17 protein-coding genes are annotated in these 17,557 nt (G+C 68.2%); 5 read left to right on the top strand and 12 right to left on the bottom strand.

Translation table 11 applies throughout. From position 1 onward, the window contains the following. The first annotated feature begins 272 nt into the window (after nt 1–272). Nucleotides 273–1,226, top strand: a complete 954-nt coding sequence (locus tag ASF08_RS19325) for a lipid kinase (RefSeq protein ID WP_244474584.1) — start codon at nt 273–275, stop codon at nt 1,224–1,226. 45 nt (nt 1,227–1,271) lie between these two features. Beyond that, nucleotides 1,272–2,015, top strand: coding sequence for a TerC family protein (locus ASF08_RS19320; protein WP_018045892.1), 744 nt, complete (start codon nt 1,272–1,274; stop codon nt 2,013–2,015). A gap of 175 nt (nt 2,016–2,190) precedes the next feature. On the opposite strand, the gene ASF08_RS19315 is transcribed toward ASF08_RS19320, so the two are convergent. The 5 genes from ASF08_RS19315 to ASF08_RS19295 all read right to left on the bottom strand — a co-directional run bounded on the left by ASF08_RS19315 (nt 2,191) and on the right by ASF08_RS19295 (nt 6,024). Next, nucleotides 2,191–3,081 carry an acid phosphatase gene (locus tag ASF08_RS19315; RefSeq protein WP_018045891.1) on the bottom strand — a complete coding sequence of 297 codons (891 nt, stop codon included), beginning with the start codon at nt 3,079–3,081 and terminating at the stop codon, nt 2,191–2,193. A gap of 145 nt (nt 3,082–3,226) precedes the next feature. Continuing rightward, nucleotides 3,227–4,108 (bottom strand): alpha/beta fold hydrolase, encoded by an 882-nt coding sequence (locus tag ASF08_RS19310; protein ID WP_056148683.1) that lies wholly within the window; start codon nt 4,106–4,108, stop codon nt 3,227–3,229. A 172-nt stretch (nt 4,109–4,280) separates the two neighbouring features. Then, on the bottom strand, nt 4,281–5,123 hold the full coding sequence (gene dapD, locus ASF08_RS19305) for a 2,3,4,5-tetrahydropyridine-2,6-dicarboxylate N-succinyltransferase (RefSeq protein WP_018045889.1): 843 nt from the start codon (nt 5,121–5,123) through the stop codon (nt 4,281–4,283). An 88-nt stretch (nt 5,124–5,211) separates the two neighbouring features. Further along, nucleotides 5,212–5,475 (bottom strand): YARHG domain-containing protein, encoded by a 264-nt coding sequence (locus ASF08_RS19300; protein WP_018045888.1) that lies wholly within the window; start codon nt 5,473–5,475, stop codon nt 5,212–5,214. Nucleotides 5,476–5,571: 96 nt separating this feature from the next. Beyond that, on the bottom strand, nt 5,572–6,024 hold the full coding sequence (locus ASF08_RS19295) for a cyclic nucleotide-binding domain-containing protein (protein WP_056148680.1): 453 nt from the start codon (nt 6,022–6,024) through the stop codon (nt 5,572–5,574). A 176-nt stretch (nt 6,025–6,200) separates the two neighbouring features. On the opposite strand from ASF08_RS19295, the gene ASF08_RS19290 reads away from it, so the two are divergent. After that, the gene (locus tag ASF08_RS19290; protein WP_018045886.1) at nt 6,201–6,422 is read left to right on the top strand and encodes a hypothetical protein; all 222 of its coding nucleotides are present in this window, start codon (nt 6,201–6,203) and stop codon (nt 6,420–6,422) included. Between the two features lie 3 nt (nt 6,423–6,425). Here the strand turns inward: ASF08_RS19290 and ASF08_RS19285 are convergent, their stop codons facing one another. Beyond that, nucleotides 6,426–7,112, bottom strand: coding sequence for a response regulator transcription factor (locus tag ASF08_RS19285; protein WP_018045885.1), 687 nt, complete (start codon nt 7,110–7,112; stop codon nt 6,426–6,428). 271 nt (nt 7,113–7,383) lie between these two features. Here ASF08_RS19285 and ASF08_RS19280 point away from each other — a divergent pair, with 271 nt between their 5' ends. Next, on the top strand, nt 7,384–7,920 hold the full coding sequence (locus ASF08_RS19280) for a L,D-transpeptidase family protein (RefSeq protein WP_056148859.1): 537 nt from the start codon (nt 7,384–7,386) through the stop codon (nt 7,918–7,920). A gap of 11 nt (nt 7,921–7,931) precedes the next feature. Here ASF08_RS19280 and ASF08_RS19275 read toward each other — a convergent pair whose 3' ends face one another. Further along, entirely contained in the window at nt 7,932–9,254 is a 1,323-nt protein-coding gene (locus tag ASF08_RS19275; protein ID WP_056148679.1) for an MFS transporter, read from the bottom strand. Between the two features lie 157 nt (nt 9,255–9,411). Here ASF08_RS19275 and ASF08_RS19270 point away from each other — a divergent pair, with 157 nt between their 5' ends. Continuing rightward, nucleotides 9,412–9,837 carry a MarR family winged helix-turn-helix transcriptional regulator gene (locus ASF08_RS19270; protein ID WP_056148676.1) on the top strand — a complete coding sequence of 142 codons (426 nt, stop codon included), beginning with the start codon at nt 9,412–9,414 and terminating at the stop codon, nt 9,835–9,837. A 36-nt stretch (nt 9,838–9,873) separates the two neighbouring features. Here the strand turns inward: ASF08_RS19270 and ASF08_RS19265 are convergent, their stop codons facing one another. The 5 genes from ASF08_RS19265 to ileS all read right to left on the bottom strand — a co-directional run bounded on the left by ASF08_RS19265 (nt 9,874) and on the right by ileS (nt 17,234). Next, the gene (locus tag ASF08_RS19265) at nt 9,874–11,175 is read right to left on the bottom strand and encodes a M16 family metallopeptidase (RefSeq protein ID WP_056148857.1); all 1,302 of its coding nucleotides are present in this window, start codon (nt 11,173–11,175) and stop codon (nt 9,874–9,876) included. A gap of 64 nt (nt 11,176–11,239) precedes the next feature. After that, the gene (locus ASF08_RS19260; protein WP_018045880.1) at nt 11,240–12,625 is read right to left on the bottom strand and encodes a M16 family metallopeptidase; all 1,386 of its coding nucleotides are present in this window, start codon (nt 12,623–12,625) and stop codon (nt 11,240–11,242) included. A 216-nt stretch (nt 12,626–12,841) separates the two neighbouring features. Further along, nucleotides 12,842–13,471, bottom strand: a complete 630-nt coding sequence (locus ASF08_RS19255; RefSeq protein ID WP_018045879.1) for a hypothetical protein — start codon at nt 13,469–13,471, stop codon at nt 12,842–12,844. Between the two features lie 215 nt (nt 13,472–13,686). Continuing rightward, a complete protein-coding gene (gene lspA / locus ASF08_RS19250) occupies nt 13,687–14,187 on the bottom strand; it encodes a signal peptidase II (RefSeq protein ID WP_056148673.1) in 501 nt (166 codons plus the stop codon). Between the two features lie 62 nt (nt 14,188–14,249). After that, entirely contained in the window at nt 14,250–17,234 is a 2,985-nt protein-coding gene (ileS, locus tag ASF08_RS19245; RefSeq protein WP_056148671.1) for an isoleucine--tRNA ligase, read from the bottom strand. Nucleotides 17,235–17,557 lie beyond the last annotated feature (323 nt).

Below are 17,557 nucleotides of genomic sequence, written 5' to 3'. Positions count from 1 at the left end.
ACCGTTCCCCGCGCTATGCCCGCTGTTCCCAGCCATCTGCGATCGGCGTCCGCCGAGGTTGCGCGTGACCATCTTACCGCAACCGGCCTGCCTCCAGAATATTGCCTCTTGCCATCGGCGTGGAAGCGCCCACCTCTGGAGAGCTTGACGGGTCCGGGCCCCTCTGGCGGCCGAGGCGTCGGCCGCGATGTCGGACTCCTTCTCTGCCTTTGCGCTGACGCGGCGCGAACGCACCGGGGGGTTCTGAAACACGTGGTTGTTGCGATGATCTCATGCCGCATCTCGAGATGCCGCTTTCCGGAGGCCGCCTCGTGAGCGCCGCCTCCGCCCGCCGGGCTCTTCTTCTCGTCAACCCGAACGCCCGGAACGGCTCGTTCTCCCTCGATGCCGTGCGGGATGCCTTACGTGCCGCCGGCATCGAGCCGTTCGAGCCGCCGGGCGATCCCGATTGCACGGCGGTGATCAAGCGCCATGCAAAGGAGTGCGATCTCGTCATCCTCGGCGGCGGCGACGGCACCATGAACTCGGCGGCGCCGGCCCTGGTGGAGACCGGTCTGCCGCTGGGCATCCTGCCGCTCGGCACCGCCAACGACCTCGCCCGTTCCCTCGGCCTGCCCACCGACCCGGTGGAGGCGGCCGAGCTCATCGGCACGGCCAAGCCCCAGGCGGTGGACCTCGGCTGGGTCAACGGCCGCTACTATTTCAACGTGGCGAGCATCGGATTTTCGGCCGACCTCGCCGGTGATCTCACCGCGGAATCGAAGAAGAAGTGGGGCACGCTCGGTTATGCCATCGCCGCCCTGCGCGTCCTGCGGCGGGTGCGTCCCTTCACGGTCTATCTCGAACATGACGGGCTGACCGAGACCATCACCACGATCCAGGTCTCGGTGGGCAACGGCCGCCATTACGGCGGCGGGATGACCGTGGAGGAGACCGCCACCGTCGATGACGGCAAGCTCGATTTCTACAGCCTGGAGGTCACGCATTGGTGGCGGCTCATCGCGCTGCTGCCGGCCCTCAGGCGGGGCACCCAGGGCAAGGCCGCCGACGTGCGCGCCTTCAACACCACCGAGATCGTGGTGAAGACGAAGAAGCCTCGGCCGGTGAACACCGACGGGGAACTCTCCACCTACACGCCGGCCCATTTCAAGGTCGTGCCGAAGGCCATCCGGATCTATGCGCCGGAACCCGCCGACCGCCCCGGCATCATCCCCGCCGCGTCCTGATCTTCCGCCGCTTTCCGACCTGACGACGTTCGAGGTTCTCTCCCCGTGGATTCCCTTCTTCAACTCGCCGCAGACCCGACCGCCTGGGTGGCGCTCGCCACCCTCATCGTGATGGAGGTGGTGCTCGGCATCGACAATCTGATCTTCATCTCGATCCTCACCAACAAGCTGCCGGCCCATCAGCAGACCAAGGCCCGCCGCATCGGCATCGGCCTCGCGCTGGTCCTGCGTCTCGGCCTGCTCGGCACCGTCGCCTACATCGTCCACCTGACGCAGCCGGTCTTCGAGATCTTCGGCAAGGCCTTCTCCTGGCGGGACATGATCCTCATCGGCGGCGGCCTGTTCCTCTTGTGGAAGGCGACGAAGGAGATCCACGAGACCGTCGATCCCGATGACGGCCACGAGGATGCGTCCTCCCCGGTGGTGCTGAGCTTCGCCGCCGCCGTCGGGCAGATTCTCGTCCTCGACCTCGTCTTTTCCATCGACAGCATCATCACGGCGGTGGGCATGACCGATCACGTGCCGATCATGGTGATCGCCGTCATCACCGCCGTCACCGTCATGCTGCTGGCGGCCGACCCGCTGGCGCGCTTCATCGATGCCAACCCCACCGTGGTGATGCTGGCGCTCGGCTTCCTCATCATGATCGGCATGACGCTGATCGCGGAAGGTTTCGGCGCCCACGTGCCGAAGGGCTACATCTACACCGCCATGGCCTTCTCGGCCGGCGTCGAGGCACTCAATCTCCTCGCCCGACGCCGGAGACGGAACAAGACGACGGCGGGGTAAGGGCGTAACCCCCTTCCCTTCCGTTTCACGGGAAAACGAAGAAAGGCCCGACCGGGATCAACGGTCGGGCCTTTCTTCGTTTTGGCAAGATCGAAGGGGCTTGGTGGGTGTGTCGGGGCGCGCCCGGCGTGACCCGCGCTCAGGGCCTCGGCCGCCGCCGCGCCCCCGTAGCCGTCTACAGGATGGGTTCGCGCAGGGCCGAGGTCTCGCGGGCACAGATCGCCGCGTCCGGCGGCGAGCCTTCCTGCGACAGGTTCTTGCCGATCTCCGCCCGCGCCTTCTCGAGATCCGCGCGGAAGCCCGGATCGCCCTGGAGCGCGCTGACGACGACGCTGGCCGTCGTGCGGCCGGCTTCCACGTCGCTGGCCCAATGCACGCCGCAGACGATGCGGTTCTCACCGTAGGCCTTGCCGCGGACGAAGAACTGTGTCGCTTTCTCCGGCACCAGTGCGGCGAGGATGGACGCGTAGGCCCACCCTTGAGTCGCGTGGCTGGACGGGAAGCTGAAGGCGTCGCCGAGCTCGCGGGTGCGCGCCACGCAGATCTCGGCCTCGTTGCCGACGAAGGGCCGCAGGCGACGGTAATGCTCCTTGAGCGGGCGGGTGGCCCGGCCGATATCGAGGCGGGTGCGTTCGAGCAGGGTCATCAGTGCCGGGGAGCGGGACTGATCGATCTTGCGGCCGAGCACGCAGGCGAAATCATCGAGTATGGCCGAGGGGCCGTCCGCCACATCCGCCGTGGCGAGTTCCCAGCGCGCGCTGCCCTTCAGGGCGCGGGTCCCTGCGAAGATGGTCTTGTCCGCCGTCTCCGCCGCCGATTGTCCCCGCGGCGGCGGGGGCAGGATCGCGACCGTATCGGGCGCGGTGGCGTCGGACAGATAGGGCGCGCGTGCCGGCATCTCCGGCGTCAACGGCGTCGTGGCGACGGCCGGCGCCGAACGAGGCTTTCCGCTCGTGGCTTTGCTGTCGGCCGTGTTCGGCGCGGGTGCCTGCGCCGAGGCAGGAGCCGCCATCAGGGCGCAGGACGTGAAGGCGAGCGACGCGAGAGCGGGAAACAAAGAATACATGGCGGCGGCTCAGGGTGAAATGCGTCGGGAATGGCAAGCGATAGGGGAGCCATAGGGTTCCTGAACGACACTCGTATGGCACCCTGAGCGCATGACATTTCGCCGATCCGTAACAGGTTTGCCCGCAGGTCCGCGCACGAGACCCCTATCGGATGCCGGCGAGGATCGCGGCGGCGACCTCTCCCGGATATTCCTCATGCGGACTCAAGGCCCCCGGAACCGAAGCCTTGGCCACATGGCCGGCGGCGATGAGAGCGTCCATCTCGGCGCCGGACCGGCGGGGTGCACGCTCCGGACGCAAAACCAGGATCGGCGGAAGTCCGTCCGCCTCGATCAGGGCGAGAAAGTCCTTGCGGACCTTGAACGGATCGAGCCCTCCGGTGACGAAGGCCGCCGTGCCGAAACGGCCCCCCGGCTGCAGCGTCACGGCGTGTTTGTCGGCGATGATGCCGGGCGTGACGTGGTCCGGATCGGCATAGACATGCGCGCGCATCATCCGGCCGATGATCGGAGGACTGATGTTGATGCGGTAGAGCGCCTCGCCCAGCAGCGGAAGTTCGATGGCCTTGCGGATGCCCGAGAGCCAGCCGCGGCGCGAGTCGCCCAGAGCGGTGGGCAGCGGCCCACGCCAGGTGGGTGCAATGAGGACGAGCTGGTCGAACACACCTGGATGCCGCCGTGCGGCCGCCACGAGATAGGGGCCCGCATGACCCGCCGCGATGCCGATGGCGTAGGGGCCGGGCAATGCCGCGAGCAGAGAATCCATGAAGGCGTGGAAGGTCTCCGGCTCCATGGCGATGCGGGACCGCGGATGGTTGCCGAAGCCGGGCCAGTCGGGAATGAGGCAACGGTAGTCGTGGCCCAGAATCTTGGCGAGGGGCCGCATCTCCGCCCGTGCCGAGATCGACGACAGGGCCGGCAGGAGCAGGGCCGCCGGGCCGCTCCCGACGATGTCGCAGGGAGTCGGGACCTTGCGCTCCAGCACGTCGAGCTGAAAGCCACGGGTGGAGTGGGCAGGCTCGATCATCGCTGGCAACGCCTCATCCGGGACGGTCTGTATCGGACGGAAGATCTAACGCGCCGGTCGCTGCCGCACAGGTCGGCCCTGTGTCGCGCCAGGGCCGATGAGGAGCGCCCGCCTCTCCTCTTTCCGCGGCGGGAAAGAGGAGAGTGCCGATCGAATCGGGTGTGAGCGCGTCTCAGGTCCGAAGCAGCTCGTTGATGGCGGTCTTGGAGCGGGTGCCGGCATCGACGCGCTTGACGATGACGGCGCAGTAGAGGCCGGGACCGGGCGTACCGTCGGGCAGGTCCTTGCCGGGCGTCGTGCCCGAGACCACCACCGAATAGGGCGGCACGCGGCCGTACATGACCTCGCCCGTGGACCGGTCGATGATCTTCGTGGAGGCGCCGATATAGACGCCCATGGAGAGCACGCTGCCCTCACCGACGATCACGCCCTCGGCCACCTCGGCGCGGGCGCCGATGAAGCAATTGTCCTCGATGATGACCGGGTTGGCCTGGAGCGGCTCGAGCACTCCGGCGATGCCGGCACCGCCGGAGATGTGGCAGTTCTTCCCCACCTGCGCGCAGGAGCCGATCGTCACCCAGGTATCCACCATCGTGCCCTCACCCACATGGGCGCCGAGATTGATGAAGGAGGGCATCAGCACGGCGCCGGGCGCGATGTAGGAGCCGCGCCGCACGAAGCAGCCGGGCACGGCCCGGAAGCCGGCCTCGCGAAAATGCTTCTTCTTCCAGCCCTCGAACTTCGAGGGCACCTTGTCCCACCAATTGGCGCCATCGGGTCCGCCATGGATGATCTCCATGTCGTTGAGGCGGAAGGACAGCAGCACCGCCTTCTTGAGCCACTGGTTGACCTGCCATTCCTCGCCGACTTTCTCGGCCACGCGGGCCTTGCCGGAGTCGAGGAGATCGAGGGCCTCGTCTACGGCGTCGCGCACGGCACCCTTGGTCGAGACGTCGATGCCGGCACGCTCCTCCCAGGCGGTCTCGATGGTGGTGGAGAGATCGGCGTGGGACATGGTGGCGTTCCGGTCGGTTAGGGGGAAGGGCCGTGCTTACAAAAGGCGGCCCGGCCTGTCACCTCGGCGCGTCAGGCGAGGCGTGGGCTCACTCGCGGCAGCCGTTACGGCTTTCTTCCCGCACGATCTCGCCGACCTTCGCCCGGTCGCGGGCGGAGAGCGGGACGTCGCGGATGTCGGAGAAGCGGCAATTGACGTTGCCGAAGGCCGAGATCGCCCGCTGCGTCTTGAAGCAGTAGCCGGCCTCCGCATAGACCGCGTTGCGCTCGCCCCAGAGTTCCTCGCAGGGGGATGCCGCCAGGGCGGGGGCGGCGGGCAGGAGAGCGAGGCAGAGAACCACGGCGGCGCGCATGAGCACTTCCCGGAAGAGTGTTGAGGGACGGAAGACTTTTGGCCCGTCCCGGCAGGTTTTGCCAGATCGTGCGTCCGGCGAGAGGACGATACGATGTCAGATGGCGTCGATCCTGGCGCGCACGCCGTCGAGATCCTCGATCAACGTGCCGAGGTCGTCATGAAGGGCGGCATGGATCGCCTCGGCCGCATCGGGAAATTCCTCGAGCACCCGGCGCATCAGCGTGGGCGTGATGCGGACGACCTCCGCCGCCGTGACGGCATGGGCATCGGTGGGGCGCTCGCCGCGCAGGAACAGCGCCATCTGCCCGATCAGGGCGGAGCGGCCGACCCTGACGGGCTCGGCACCGGCGCCACGCGGCGCCAGTTCGACCGTTCCGGACATGACGACGTATCCGCCATCGCTGCGCTCGTTGCGGGCGAACAGCACGTCCCCCGGCGTCAGGCTGCGACGCTCAGCGGCAAAGGAGAGCAGCCTCAGGGCGTCCCGCGCCATGAAGCTGAACAGGGGGGCCGCCGCCAGGATCGCGATGTCGTCGTCGAGCCCCAATGCCGTCCGCTCCCTCAAGACGGAGGCGTCCCTCCGGAGGAGCTAGCCTTAGCCGAAGGCGGGCGAGGGGGGAAATCCGGCGCCGCGCCCGCGCAGGGACGGAGCGTCGATCAAACGGATGTCATGAAACCGGTGGATAGACGCGTCTCCCGAGGGCGACGAAGACGGAAATTCCGGTGTCCAATCACTTCTGCCTGGATCCGAACGATCCCTATGCGCAATCCGAGGTCCTCGTCTTCTTCGAGGGCCGATATCCGGATATCCGCCTGCTGTCGGTCATCGATGGGAACGACGACGAAATCTTGTCCGATCTCGTCATCGAGCAGCAACGCGACCTGATTCGGGAAATCGCCGCCTTCCACACATCCGGCGGTGATGCGCCGAATGCGGCCGCCTGATCCTCAGGGCAGCAGCTTGTAGCCGCCGCCTTCCGTCACGAGGATGGCGGTGACGGCCGGGTTCGGCTCGATCTTCTGGCGCAGGCGGTAGATGTGGGTCTCCAGCGTATGCGTGGTGACCTGCGCGTTGTAGCCCCAGACTTCGGCCAGCAACGTGTCGCGGCCCACCACCTCGCGGCCGGCGCGGTAGAGGAAGCGCAGGATCGCCGTCTCCTTCTCGGTGAGCTTCAGCTTCGAGCCACGCTCACAGATGAGGAGCTTGGCGCCGGGGCGGAAGGTGTAGGGGCCAATCTGGAAGACGGCGTCCTCGCTGGCCTCGTGGCTGCGCAGATGCGCGCGGATGCGCGCGAGGAGCACCGCGAACTTGAACGGCTTGGCGACATAATCGTTGGCGCCCGCTTCCAGGCCCTCCACCGTGTCTTCTTCCGAATCCTGCGCGCTCAGCATGATGACCGGGCCGCGATAACCGTTGCGGCGCATGGTCCGCACCGCTTCGCGCCCATCCATGTCCGGCAGGCCGACATCCATGATCGCGAGATCGATCCGATCCTCGGCCACGCGGGCGAGGGCGGATTTCCCGTCCTCCGCGCTGACGGTCACGAACTCCTCGTACAGGTCGAGTTGTTCGATCAAGGTTTCGCGCAGGGACTCGTCGTCGTCGCAGACGAGAAGGCGATGGGTGGTCGACATCGGCCGGGGATACTTTCACACGCAACAGGGATGTGCCCGAACGGGCCGATCCCGAAAACTTGAGAGACGACCGCTTCGTCGGCCGCGAGCCTACACAGCAGAGTGATGGCGGGTTTATGTCAGAACCTTGAACGAGGGCGCGCCGGAGGCGGAGTATGCACGTCCGTGACGGTTCGACCCCCGAAAAAGTTTCGCATGGGTGCCGTCGTCGCGCATCGCCGCCTCAGGAATGGACTGGCTCGGGCCGGTCTGTCCGGTCGATAAGGCCGACATGATCCGTTTGACCCTCTCTCGCATCCGCGTCCGCCGGCTGGTGAGTGATCCCACTCGCGGGCAGATTCTCGCCGCCAATGCGGTCATTCCCTGCGCGCTCGGCCGCTCCGGCATCGGTCAGGTCAAGCGCGAAGGAGACGGCCTGTCCCCGCGGGGCGTCTTCCGCCTGCGGGCCGGGGCCTATCGCCCGGACCATTTCGGGGCCCGCCCCCGCACCGCGCTGGCTCTGCGCCGGACGCGACAGAACGACGGCTGGTGCGACGACCCGCGCGACCGGCGCTACAACCGGCCGATCGTCCTACCCGCCCCCGGTGTCAGCGCGGAGCGGATGTGGCGGGAGGACGGTCTCTACGACCTCGTCGTCGATCTCGACTACAACCGCCAGCCGATCCGGCCGGGGCGCGGCTCGGCGATCTTCCTCCATGTGGCACGGGCGGGATACCTGCCGACGGAGGGCTGCGTCGCGGTGAAGCGAGGCGACCTCGTCCGGCTACTGCGGCGCCTCGGGCCGCACACCCGGCTGCAGATCCTGTGACCCGTGCATCCCTACCCCCGGACCGGCAGGGCGGCGGGCGATGCGTCCGGCCGGTCTCCCGGACGGGACAGGGTCAGGACCAGGATGGCGGCGAGGATGCACAGGGCGCCGGCGGCGAAGAAGGCCGGCAGGTAGCTCGACAGGGCGGTGCGTGACAGGCCGGCGCCGTAGGCGATGGTGGCGGCCCCGAGCTGGTGACCCGCGAACACCCAGCCGAAGACGAGGTTCGCCTTCTCGCGCCCGAACCGGGCGGCGGTGAGCCGCACGGTGGGCGGCACCGTGGCGATCCAGTCGAGCCCATAGAAAGCGGCGAAGACAGACAGGCCGACGAAGGAGAAGTCGGAGAACGGCAGGAACATCAGCGAGAGGCCGCGCAGGCCGTAATACCAGAACAGGAGCCAGCGGTTGTCGTAGCGGTCGGAGAGCCAGCCCGACGCCACCGTGCCGATGAAGTCGAACACGCCCATCGCCGCCAGCACGCTCGCCCCCTGGACCGGGCCGATGCCGTAATCGGCGCAGAGGGGGATGAAGTGGGTCTGGATCAGCCCGTTGGTGCTGGCCCCGCAGATGAAGAACGTGGCGAAGAGCACCCAGAACACACCCGTGCGCGACGCCTCCGCCAGGGCTCCGAGGGCGGAGCCGCTCACGACCGGCGGCGGAGCGGTACCGGTAACTGCGGTCTCGCCATAGGGGGCCAGATCCATGTCCTCCGGCCGGTCCCGCAACAGCGCCGTGACGGCGAGCCCCGCCGTGAGCAGCAGCCCGCAGATCACCAGGAGTGCGGCGCGCCAGCCGAGATGTTCGGTGAGGGCGGCGAGGAGCGGCAGCACGATGAGCTGGCCGGTGGCCGAACTGGCGGTGAGGAGACCGACCACGAGGCCGCGCGAGCGCGAGAACCAGCGGGTCGCGATGGTGGCGCCGAGTACCAGGGCGGTGAGCCCCGTGCCGATGCCGACGACGACGCCCCAGAGCATGACCAGCTGCCAGACCTCGCTCATGAACAGGGAGGTGAGGAGCCCCCCGACGATGAGCAGAAGCGCCAGGAGCACGATGCGGCGCGGGCCGTAGCGGTTCATCAGCTGGGCCGCGAAAGGCCCCATCAATCCGAACAGGACGAAGCGCACGGCCAGCGCCGAGGAGATCGTCGCCGTGTCCCAGCCGAACTCCTTCTGCAAGGGCAGGATCAGCACGCCCGGTGCGCCAACGGCGCCGGCCGTCACCAGCATGGTGAGGAAGGTGACGCCGGCGACGACCCAGCCGTAATGGACGTTGCGGCGGGCAAGCGGCGCGGCAACGGCGTTCGACAACGACCCGAAGGGAGCGGTGATGGTCATACGGCCTCTTCGGGTTCCGCATGCTGGTTCGGTGGGATCACCGGGCGGGCATGCCCGGCACCGCGACGCGGTCGACCCTTGCTTAGGCGCATATGCACGCTTTACACAAGCGCGTCGTCCGCAGACCCCGTGACCCATTCCTCGAGGACTTTTCGCGATGGACCGTCCGGCACCGGTGTCACCGTGCCACTGCCTCGCCCTTCGCCAGGCGTCGCGCCGGCTGACTCAGCATTACGACCAGCATCTCGCGCCGACCGGCCTGCGCACCAGCCAGTACGGTCTGTTGCGCGGTCTCGGCCGTGTCGGGCCGATCTCCATCAACGGCTTTGCCGACATCATGGTGATGGACCGCACTACGATGGGCCGCGCCCTGCATCCGCTCACCCGGGACGGTCTCATCGCCGCCGGTCCGGGACGGGACGGCCGCACGCGCTCACTCACCCTCACGGAGGCCGGCCAAAAACGTGTCGAGGAGGCGCGGCCTTTCTGGGAGCGGGCGCAACGGACGTTCGAGGAACGCTACGGAGCGGTGCCGGCGGACGACCTGCGCCGGGCGGCCGAGCGGCTCGCCCTATCGGTCTGATTGGGTGTCGCTGGGACCCCGTGGAGCGTCCGAATCCTACAGGAAATCCGTGGGGCGCCCCGCGGCCACCACCAGCATCTTGCCGTCGGCGAAGGTGCGGGCACCGGCGCGGCGGATGTCCGCCTGGGTCACGTTCGTCACCATCTCGTTGCGGCGGGCGAAGTAGTCCATCCCCAGCCCCTCGAAGGAGATCTGCACGAGCTGGTGCGCGATCTTGGTCGAGGTGTCGAAGCCGAGCGCATAGGAGCCGGTGAGGTAATCCTTGGCCTTCTGAAGCTCCTCGTCGGATGGGCCGTCGCTGATGAGCCGGCCGATCTCGTCGCCGATCACCGACAGGGCTTCGCCGACGCGCTCGTTCTTGGTGGCGGTGTAGCCCCAGGTCATGGCGCTGGCGCGGTGGCTGACGAGGGAGGTGCCGACCGAATAGGCCAGCCCACGCTTCTCGCGCACTTCCTGGAACAGGCGCGAGGTGAAGGAGCCGCCGCCGAGGATGTGGTTGAGCACATAGGCGGGGATGAAATCCGGGTCCTTCCACGGCACGCCGCCCATGCCGAAGCGCAGGACCGATTGCGGCACGTCGATATCGACGACGACGCGGCGCCCGAGCTGGCCGACCTGGGTCTGCGGCACGGCGTTCAGCGGTCCGGCCTCGTCGAGGACACCGAAGGCGCGGTTGAGGGCATCGGCCAGACGGTCGGCATCGATGGCGCCGACGGCCGCCACTTTCAGACCGCCGCGGCCGATGATCCGCCGGTGCATCGCCACGAGGTCGTCGCGGGTGATGGCCGCGATGCTCTCCGGCGTGCCGGACGAGGGACGGGCATAGGGATGGCCGGCATAGGCTTCGGCGAAGAAGCGGCGTGAGGCCATCACGCCCGGATCGTTCTGCTGGTAGCGCAGGCCGGCCAGCGTCTGGGCGCGCACGCGCTCGATGGCGTCGGGATCGAAGCGCGGCTTGGCGAGCGCCAGGGCGAGGAGGTCGATGGCCTCGTCGGCGTGCTTGACCAGCATCTTGAGGGAGCCGCCCACCGCGTCGGCGCCGGCATGGAACGACAATTCGATGGCCCGCGCGGCCAGACGCTCCTGGAAGGCGTCGGAGGAGAGGTCGCCGGCGCCCTCGTCGAGGAGGCGCGCCAGCATCTGCGCCACGCCGCCCTTGCCTTCGGGATCCTGAGCCGCCCCCCCCTCGAAGGTGAAGGCGAGGGCGATCATCGGCACCACGGGCGATTCCACGTGCCAGGCCTCGATGCCGGCGGCGGCGGCCACCGGAAGCGCCAGCGTGGGGGCGTTCGCGCTGCGGGCGGTGGTATCGACCAGATTGGCTTCGACCGAGTTCATGAGAACCTCATTCTTCTTCTGGGCGCCCGGGCCGGGATCAGCGGGATCGTGCGTGAGGGTCGCCTCACGCAACGGCGGCGTCGGGATCGCGCGTCTTGGTCAGGTATCCGGTGACGGAGCGGGCGGGGATCAGGTAGCGCTCGGCCACGGCGGCGAGGCGATCCCGCGTCACGCCCTCGATGTCGGAGGGCCAGCGGCGGACCTCCTCGATGCTCTCGCCGATGGCGAGCGCCGAGCCGTAGATACGGGCCAGCGACGACTGGCTGTCGGAGGAATAGACCGTTTCGGCGACGAGCCTGGTCTTGGCCCGTTCGATGGCCTCCGGACCCAGGGCCTCGGAGGGGACGCGGCGCAGGACGCGGTCGACCTCGTCCTCCAGGCGCTCCAGGCTCACGCCCTCGGCGGGGATGGCGTAGACCGAGAAGCGCGTGTCGTCGATGGCCGAGCCCATGTACCAGGCGCCGGCATTCACGGCGACGCCGAGCTCCATCACCAGTTTGCGGTAGAGGAAGGACGTGGAGCCGCCGCCCATCACCTCGGCCAGCAGTTCCAGGGCGTGGCACTCGCCGTCGCGGGCGGTCATGCAGGAGGGGGTGAGATAGAGCCGCTGCAGGGTCGGCTGTTCCACCTTCGGATCGACGACGCTGAGCCGGCGGAGCGCGCGGGGCTCGGGCTCCTTGGCGCGCACCCGCACCGGCCGGGCGCCGCGCGGCGTCACGAGCCCGTAGGTGTCGTCGGCGAGCCGCCGGACCTCGTCGGGCGTCACGTCACCGGCCACGACCAGGATGGCGTTCTCAGGGGTGTAGAAGCGGTTGTAATAGTCGAGGGCGTGGGTGCGGTTGAGATCCTCGATTTCGTGCATCCAGCCGATGATCGGCGTGCCGTAGGGGTGATGCACGAACAGCGAGGCGGCCATGGCCTCGGAGAGCTGGGCCGACGGGTCGGTCTCCACCCGCATGCGGCGCTCTTCCAGCACCACGTCGCGCTCCGGCGCCACCACGGCATCCTCGAGGACGAGACCGGTCATGCGGTCGGCCTCGAACTCCATCATGGTCTTGAGATGGTCGCGGGCGACGCGCTGGAAATAGGCGGTGTAATCGTAGGAGGTGAAGGCGTTCTCCTGGCCGCCGAGGCCGGACACGGCCTGCGAGAAGGCGCCGACCGGATGCTTCTCCGTGCCCTTGAACATCAGGTGTTCGAGAAAGTGCGCGATGCCGGACTGCCCGATCGGATCGTCGGCCGAACCGTTGCGGTACCACACCATGTGCGTCACCACCGGCGCGCGGTGATCGGGCACCACGACGACATCGAGGCCGTTATCGAGGGCAAAGGCGGAGACTTCGGGGCCACCGGCCTCGGACCGCCCGAACGGCGCGGCCTCGGCCCGGCCGGCATGGCCGTAGCGGCGGTTGAGCGAGAACCCGGGCGTATCCTTCCGCAACAGATGCATCGTCTTTTCCTTGATACGTCGGCCATGCGTGACCGCCCGTCATGAACGCAATGCCCCTTAGCGCACGCCTCGGATGCCACGAATCCGCAGGCCGAGGTCAGGGCAAATCCCGTACCGATACCCTTCGGGCGCCGGGGGTGGGTGCGGGATCCAGCGGGACGGGGCCATCTCCTCTACGAGCGATGGGACCGTCCGCGGGCTCCTCGCGGAACTCGGCTAGCGACCCCGGATGTAGGCACCCGGATCGGCTTCCTCACGCTCGCGCGAGGGATTATTGATGGGGTCGCTGTTGTTGCGGGCGACCGCCTTCGGGGCCTTGCGGTACCCGTTCGGCGGGTCGGTGAGGGTATCGCGATCGGGCTCAGCGAGAATGGGCTGGGCCTTGTCCTCGCGCTTGCCGAAGATGTCGAAGGGGCTCCAGATCGACGACGAGGCGCCGTCGCTCTCGGGACGGCCCGGCTCGGTGCGCACGCTGGCATCGGCGCGTCGGCCGCCGCGCATCTCGTCGAGCGAAAGCGTCATGTTGTTGTCGTTCATCCGCCCCTGCGCTCCGCGGGAGATCGGCTTCTTCGCGTCGGCGAGTTCACGGTCGCGCTGGACGATCTCGGGATCCTTGGGCCATTGCGGCGTGGCAGTGGCGGCACGCGGCGGCGGCAGCGCCTTGCCGTCGAGCTTGGGCGGCATCACCAGGGGCGCCCGCTCACGATAGGTGATGGCCGGCTTCTCGGGCTCGATCAGGCCGATGCTGCTCAGGGTGTCGCGCATGAACACGCCCTGCTGCGCCTGGGCGCCGCTCGCCGCGAGAAGTCCGGTAAAGCCGAGAATGAACCCGCGATGCCCGATCATGCTGCCCCCAAATTGCGCCGGCCCGCAGAGTGCGCCAGCTCGAATGCGTGCCTGCCCGGAACGTGCTGGCGCGTGTCAGTGTCGGTCGATGCCGGTCTTGCCCTCGTGGCCTGACGGCGGTTTCAGGCGAACGTATGGCGCCTTGACCGCAGCGCACCAGCCTCCCGGCCACAACGATCCGCAATGTGGTTTACGGATCACAGCCGCACGAATCTTCAGGGGCCGCCCGGAGGGGCTTCGTCCCGAGGGTGCCGGACCGGGATCAGGCTGTCGATGAGGAGGCCGACGACACCGGCGACGATGGCCGCGTCGGCGATGTTGAACACGTACCAGGACCATGCGCCCGCATGGAGGTGGACGAAGTCGAACACCGCACCGTAGGCTGCCCGGTCGATGGCGTTGCCGATCGCCCCGCCCGCGATGAGCCCGAGGGCGGCGGCCAGGAGCGCCGACGAGGCACGGCGCATCCAGGCGATCATCCCGATCGAGGCCGCCACGGAGACTGCCACCAGGATCCAGCGGCCTAGGCCGCCCTCCTGCTGGAACAGGCCGTAGGAGATGCCCCGATTCCAGACGACGACGACATCCGCGAAGCCGGTCAGATGCCAGGGCTGCGTCAGCACCAGATCGGTGCCGAAATAGAGCCAGAGCTTGGAGGCCTGATCGAGGACGAGGGTGGCGAGAAGGATAAGGAGGCCGAGGCGGAAGGGGGGCATGCCGGCGCCTTCCCCTCCCCCCAAGTGGGGGGAGGGAAGGCCCGTGTCGGATCGCGAAGCGTTCACGCCACGCCCGACGCGGCGTGCAGCGCGTCCCATTCCCGCAGCGCCTGGGCGTCGCGGGGTGTCACGTCCGGGTAATCGGGATCGGAGCCGACCGTCTCGGAGACGCGCCACGACCGGGCACATTTGCGGCCCTTGGCCGGTCCGGAGACCACGGCCACGCCGCGCACCTCATCGATTCGGAAGGCCTCTTCCGGCCCCTCCCCGTCGACGATCGTGATGCCGGAGGTGATGCAGACTTCCGAGAAATCGATCCCGTCGAGGGCGGAGAGCAGATCGGAATCGGAGACGAAGACGGTCGGTGCCGCCTCGAGGCTGGCGCCGATGCGCTTGGCCGCGCGCTCGATCTCAAGGGCGCCGGTGACCACGCGGCGCACCCGGCGGATCTTCTGCCAGCGCTCCGTGAGGGCGGCATTCCGCCAGGAGGCGGGAGTCTCGGGCAGCGTCTCGAGATGGACGGAGTCGACATCCGACGGGTAACGGTCGAGCCAGGCTTCCTCCGCCGTGAAAGCGAGGACGGGGGCGAGCCAGATCGTCACCCGGCGGAAGGTTTCGTCGATGACCTGCAGCGCGGCGCGGCGGACCTGCGACGAGATCGGGTCGCAGTAGAGCGCGTCCTTCCTCACGTCGAAATAGAAAGCCGAGAGGTCGCCGGTCATGAAGCCGTTGAGGAGCGCCACCACCCGCTTGGTGTCGAAAGTGGCGTATGCCTCGCGGATCTCGCCGTCGAGTTCGCAGAGGCGATGCAGGATCAGCCGCTCCAGCTCGGGCAAGTCGGCATGATGCACGGGTTCGCCCGCCTCGTAATGCGCCAGCGAGCCGAGCATCCAGCGCAGCGAATTGCGCAGCTTACGGTAGGTCTCGGCGAAGGTCTTGATGATCTCCGGGCCGATGCGCAGGTCGTCGGCGTAATCGGAGGCCGCCACCCAGAGGCGCAGGATGTCGGCGCCCGAATCCTTGATGACGCTCTGCGGCGCGACGACGTTGCCCTTCGACTTCGACATCTTCAGACCCTTGGGGTCGAGGACGAACCCGTGGGTGAGGACGATGTCGTAGGGCGCGCGTCCCCGTGTGCCGGCGGATTCCAGAAGCGACGACTGGAACCAGCCGCGATGCTGGTCGGAGCCTTCGAGATACATCACCGTGTCCCGGCCGCCGTCGCGTTTACGCACCACGCCGGAGAGGCCGGGGAACTGGTCCGGGTCGTCGAGAACGAAAGCGTGGGTCGAGCCCGAATCGAACCAGACGTCGAGGACGTCCGTCACTTTCTCATACTCCGCCGGGTCGTGATCCGGCGCGAGGAAGCGGGCGCCGTCCCGATCGGTGAACCAGGCGTCGGCGCCTTCGGCCAGGAAGGCTTCGGCGATGCGGGCATTCACGGCCTCGTCGCGCAGGATCTCGCTGGTGCCCTTCTTCACGAAGACGGTGATCGGCACGCCCCAGGCGCGCTGGCGCGACACCACCCAGTCGGGCCGATTGGCGACCATACCGTTGATGCGGTTCTTGCCCTGTGATGGTACCCACCGCGTCTCGTCGATGGATGTGAGCGCCACCTCGCGCAGCGTCCTCTCACCGAGGGACTCCACCGGCTTGTCCAGCGCGATGAACCATTGCGGCGTGTTGCGGAAGATCACCGGCTTCTTCGAGCGCCAGGAGTGCGGGTAGCTGTGCTTGAGCGTGCCGCGCGCCACCAGGGTGCCGGCCTCCGTCAGGGCGGCGATCACCGCCTTGTTGGCGTCGCCCTTGTCGCCCTTCGGCGTCAGGACGAGTTTTCCCGTGAAACCGGGGGCCTCCTCGGTGAGCGCCCCATCGGCATCGACGGTGTAGGGGATGCGGGTGTCGATGCCGCGCTGGGTGAGCGCGCGGCCATTGGCCATCCACACCTCGAAATCTTCGCGGCCATGGCCCGGCGCCGTATGGACGAAGCCGGTGCCGGCCTCGTCGGTGACGTGGTCGCCCTCGAGAAGCGGAACCTGGAAGTCGTAGCCGGCGGTGTGGCCAGCGAGCGGATGCGAGAGGGTCAGGCCGGCAAGCTCTGAGGCCGACACGTCACGGACGCGCTCGAACGCCTCCACGCGGGCCGAGGCGAAGACCCCGGCGGCCAGGGTATCGGCGAGGAGGTAGGTGTCGCCGGTCTTGGCCCAGTTGTCCTCGGCCGCCGCGGTGACGCGGTAGAGGCCGTAGGCCACCCGCTTCGAATAGGCCACGGCGCGGTTGCCCGGCATGGTCCAGGGCGTGGTCGTCCAGATCACGACGCGCGAAGCGGCCAGATCATCCGGTGCCCCAGCGGTGAGCCGGAACGCCGCGAAAATCGTATCGCTGACATGGTCCTCGTACTCGACCTCGGCTTCCGCCAGCGCCGTCTTCTCCACCACCGACCACATCACCGGCTTCGAGCCGCGATAGAGCTGGCCGGTCATGGAGAAGGTCATGAGTTCGCGCGCGATCGTGGCCTCCGCCGGGAAGGTCATGGTCGCGTAGGGGTGGTCCCAGTCGCCGGTGACGCCGAGGCGCTTGAACTCGGTCCGCTGCGTATCGAGCCACTGACCGGCGAAGGCCCTGCACTCCTGGCGGAATTCGAGGACCGGTACGTCGTCCTTGTTGCGGCCCTTGGCGCGGTACTGCTCCTCGATCTTCCACTCGATCGGCAGGCCGTGGCAGTCCCAGCCCGGCACGTAATTGGCGTCGTAGCCGAGCGCGCCCTGCGAGCGGACGATGACGTCCTTCAGGATCTTGTTGAGCGCCGTGCCGATATGGATGTTGCCGTTGGCGTAGGGCGGACCATCGTGGAGCACGAATTTCGGGCGTCCGGCGGCCTTCATCCTGATACGGCCGTAGAGGTCGATGGCGGCCCAGCGCTCCAGGAGGAGGGGCTCGCGCACCGGCAGGCCGGCCCGCATGGGGAACTCGGTCTTGGGCAGGAACAGGGTCTGCGAATAGTCGCGGGTGGGCAGGCCGGCGTCGGGGGCTGTCGAATCGGTCATGGGGTCTTCTGCGAAACGGTGCGCTGATCTTCAGGACGGTCGGCGTCTGGCCGATGTCGGCGAACGGTGGCGGCGCGGCCGCCCTCCCGGCTCCCGCTCGGGCCGCCGCAGCGGCCGTCAGGCGGAGGCCGGGCTCGTAATTCGAAGGCGGCTCAGGCCGCGCGGGACGTCGAGAACGCGCATTTCCGGCTTCTAGCAGTGCCGGACGGCAGAAACCAGCAGCCGCGAGGCGATCATCCTCCCGCATCGTCCAGCCGGTCACGTGTCGGCCAGGGCCGATCGGGATTCGATGCCACCTTTTGGAAGCTCGGCCGTTATCAGCC

The sequence above is a fragment of the Methylobacterium sp. Leaf85 genome (genome assembly GCF_001422125.1).
Taxonomy (GTDB): domain Bacteria; phylum Pseudomonadota; class Alphaproteobacteria; order Rhizobiales; family Beijerinckiaceae; genus Methylobacterium; species Methylobacterium bullatum.
This window is presented reverse-complemented; position numbering and strand designations above follow the sequence as displayed.

Excerpts from the sequence above, each read along its gene's own strand:
- ASF08_RS19255 (WP_018045879.1), bottom strand. The coding sequence starts at position 13,471 with ATGATCGGGCATCGCGGGTTCATTCTCGGCTTTACCGGACTTCTCGCG.
- ASF08_RS19315 (WP_018045891.1), bottom strand. The coding sequence starts at position 3,081 with ATGTATTCTTTGTTTCCCGCTCTCGCGTCGCTCGCCTTCACGTCCTGC.
- ASF08_RS19270 (WP_056148676.1), top strand. The coding sequence starts at position 9,412 with ATGGACCGTCCGGCACCGGTGTCACCGTGCCACTGCCTCGCCCTTCGC.
- ASF08_RS19285 (WP_018045885.1), bottom strand. The coding sequence starts at position 7,112 with ATGTCGACCACCCATCGCCTTCTCGTCTGCGACGACGACGAGTCCCTG.
- ASF08_RS19325 (WP_244474584.1), top strand. The coding sequence starts at position 273 with ATGCCGCATCTCGAGATGCCGCTTTCCGGAGGCCGCCTCGTGAGCGCC.
- ASF08_RS19275 (WP_056148679.1), bottom strand. The coding sequence starts at position 9,254 with ATGACCATCACCGCTCCCTTCGGGTCGTTGTCGAACGCCGTTGCCGCG.
- dapD (WP_018045889.1), bottom strand. The coding sequence starts at position 5,123 with ATGTCCCACGCCGATCTCTCCACCACCATCGAGACCGCCTGGGAGGAG.
- ASF08_RS19300 (WP_018045888.1), bottom strand. The coding sequence starts at position 5,475 with ATGCGCGCCGCCGTGGTTCTCTGCCTCGCTCTCCTGCCCGCCGCCCCC.
- ASF08_RS19260 (WP_018045880.1), bottom strand. The coding sequence starts at position 12,625 with ATGCATCTGTTGCGGAAGGATACGCCCGGGTTCTCGCTCAACCGCCGC.
- ASF08_RS19280 (WP_056148859.1), top strand. The coding sequence starts at position 7,384 with ATGATCCGTTTGACCCTCTCTCGCATCCGCGTCCGCCGGCTGGTGAGT.
- ileS (WP_056148671.1), bottom strand. The coding sequence starts at position 17,234 with ATGACCGATTCGACAGCCCCCGACGCCGGCCTGCCCACCCGCGACTAT.
- ASF08_RS19310 (WP_056148683.1), bottom strand. The coding sequence starts at position 4,108 with ATGATCGAGCCTGCCCACTCCACCCGTGGCTTTCAGCTCGACGTGCTG.
- lspA (WP_056148673.1), bottom strand. The coding sequence starts at position 14,187 with ATGCCCCCCTTCCGCCTCGGCCTCCTTATCCTTCTCGCCACCCTCGTC.
- ASF08_RS19265 (WP_056148857.1), bottom strand. The coding sequence starts at position 11,175 with ATGAACTCGGTCGAAGCCAATCTGGTCGATACCACCGCCCGCAGCGCG.